This window comes from Pseudomonas sp. F220, from assembly GCF_057813935.1.
Window position 1 is genome coordinate 1 of sequence record NZ_JBVASJ010000085.1, and the last position, 2,736, is coordinate 2,736.

The 2,736-nt window shown below is 49.7% G+C and carries 1 protein-coding gene and 2 pseudogenes; all 3 read left to right on the forward strand.

The window, feature by feature from the left end:
- Positions 1–139: pseudogene (locus ACZYSM_RS29000) on the forward strand (IS630 family transposase); the annotation flags it as partial.
- 173 nt (positions 140–312) lie between these two features.
- Positions 313–1,296: pseudogene (locus ACZYSM_RS29005) on the forward strand (acyltransferase family protein); the annotation flags it as partial.
- Between the two features lie 144 nt (positions 1,297–1,440).
- Positions 1,441–2,307, forward strand: a complete 867-nt coding sequence (locus ACZYSM_RS29010) for an SGNH hydrolase domain-containing protein (RefSeq protein ID WP_489077079.1) — start codon at positions 1,441–1,443, stop codon at positions 2,305–2,307.
- Positions 2,308–2,736: the final 429 nt, after the last annotated feature.

A 2,736-nucleotide genomic window follows, 5' to 3' on the forward strand; every position in this document is an offset into this window, starting at 1 on the left:
TTTAGCATTACACAATGCTCAGCCAAGCCTATACGTCTGGAATGCAAAAGGTGAAGACATCTTGCGCAAGATCCAGCGTGCGCGAGAGGCGATGGCATCACAGTCCAAAGAGAACGTTTTTTCTGAGGCAGCACACTAGGTTGTCGCGTCGACCGTCGCCAACGGCCCGGCCGAACAGCCATTAGCGACGAAACACAAACGGACAAAGCCTGACTACTGATTTAGAATCGCTAGCGGCCAACCAATGACAATGAAATCTGCGGTGTGGACAACACCTACGCTCGTGCAGGAATCCAGAGAGTGCAACACATCGTGAGCCCTACTTCACCAACCGCAAATAATGAAAAATTCAGACGCGACATTAACGGGCTGAGAGCCTGGGCTGTCGTGGCGGTGATGCTTTACCACTTCAATATTCCGGGGATCACCGGCGGCTTTGCCGGCGTAGATATATTTTTCGTCATTTCAGGCTTGCTGATGACAAAAATAATCATCGAAGACCTCGAGAAGAAAAAAAGTAAACACTACGGTTCGTTGTTATGGAGTTTCTACCTGGCGAGGGCGAAGCGTATCCTCCCAACGTTATTGATATTATGCGCAACGTTGCTGGCGGTGGGCTGGTTTTGCCTCGCCCCACTGGAATATGGCATTCTCGGTGAACATGCCATAAGCGCGGTTCTGTTCTTCTAAAATATCCAATTCCAGCATGAAGCCGGATATTTTGATTCCGCCTCCCACGAAAAGTGGTTGCTGCACACCTGGTCTCTGGCGGTGGAATGGCAGTTCTATTTAACTATTCCGTTGGCACTACTTGCAGCCTGGAAAATAAAGGCTGGCAGAACCCTCATCACAATCATGATCGCGCTCGTCTTCCTTATTTCTTTGGGCGCTTCGATACATTATACGAGTGTAGAGCCTACCAAAGCTTTTTACTATCTTCCGATGCGGGTCTGGGAAATGCTTGCGGGTAGTTTGACATTTCTGCTCGGAGCACATGTCAATCTCTCTTCGGTGAAACGTCGCACAGTTGAAATCATCGGTTTGACTTTAATTATTTTCAGCATCCTTGTATTCGACAAGAACACCACTTGGCCGGGCGGCCATGCTCTAGTGCCTGTATTGGGTACGGCTCTGGTATTAATCGCCGCCCGTAATGACTCGTTATTTACCAACAACGTTGTTATGCAATGGTTGGGGACCCGCTCTTATTCACTTTACCTATGGCACTGGCCCGTGGTCGTGGGGCTGTATTTTCTGGAATATCTGGACCTTCACGCCGCTTTCATCGGACTAGGTATAACGATCATTCTGGGGCATTTTTCATATCGATTCATCGAGCAAAATTCCCAGAAGGTTCTCGATAACAGAAGCCGTATATTATCCGCCTCAATATTACTGTCAGGCGTGCTCGCTGCCCCCATGATAGGGAAAGTAATCGCGATGAACGATGGATTCCCCGCCCGGCCACCTGAAAAGTACGTACAGATTTTGAGCGAAGCTCAAAATATTCATCCACGCAGAACGCAGTGCCATGTTGGGGGAACAACGAAAACACCGGAATGTACCTACGGAGGTGATCAACTTGGCGTGGTAGTCATCGGCGACAGTCATGCAGCGTCCATCATGACGGCCGTCGAAAATGCGCTGCCCGACAAGAAGCTGAACGTGCTGCATTGGACCTTCAGCGCCTGTCCGACATTCATGGGCGTGAAGCAGCTCAATACCTCTTGCGGTGAGTTTGTCAGCTGGGCACTGGAAAAACAGAAAAGCCTGCCGTCCACTGTCCCCGTGGTCATCATGAATGAAACGTCTGCATATATACATGGATTTTCCGAAGGTCAAAAGCCAACGGTGTATTTCGATAAACAATATACGGAACGAACGCCTGAGTTTCTGCACGAGATGCGAGAAGGCCTGATTAATGCGGCTTGTGAAATCGCAAAATATCACCCGGTGTTCATGGTTCGTCCAATTCCAGAAATGAAGTCCTCTGTGCCGGCGGCCACAGCGCGGGAATTTTTGCTCGGGAAGAATAGCGGTACCTCTATCAGTATGGAGGAGTACCAAACGCGGAATGCGTTTGCCTGGGAGGCTCAGGACGCAGCAAGGCAAAAGTGTAGAATAACCATTCTGGATCCCCTACCGTACCTCTGCCACGATGGAAGGTGTTACGGTTCAAAGGACGAATGGCCCATTTACTATGATGACAATCATCTTAGCGAGCGAGGAGCCAGAATCGTTTCACCGCTGTTTCGAGACATGTTCAAGGACTATCCACGTTCTCTCCAGGCAAAATTGTCTCAATGACTCGAGGTCAACTGATATCGAATTTTGCCATCGCCGTGCGACAAGCAGTTCATTAGATCACGTATATCTATAGATTTGATTGAGGCAATAGCCTCTGGTCGCTTCCGAGGAGCACAGTGCGCAGATCGCCATCCCATGACCAGACGTTTCGCATGGGTAGCTGAAAATCTGCGCTTGTCTGCCTTAACAAGACCTTTCTTCAGAAAAAATCATGCTCCGTTTGCCTGATATGCCACATCCCCAGCCCCTATTGCATGAAGTTCGGTGGCTACCAGTGGTCCGCCTACACCACTTGACATGGCTGCGTATTTCGGTCCATCGTGACCGTCCGTTTCGGTACATCGTGACCGACCATTTCGCTAACGCGTGACCGCTCATTTCGCTAACAACGTGACCGATTTTCCGCCTGTTCCGAAACAGCCGGTCACG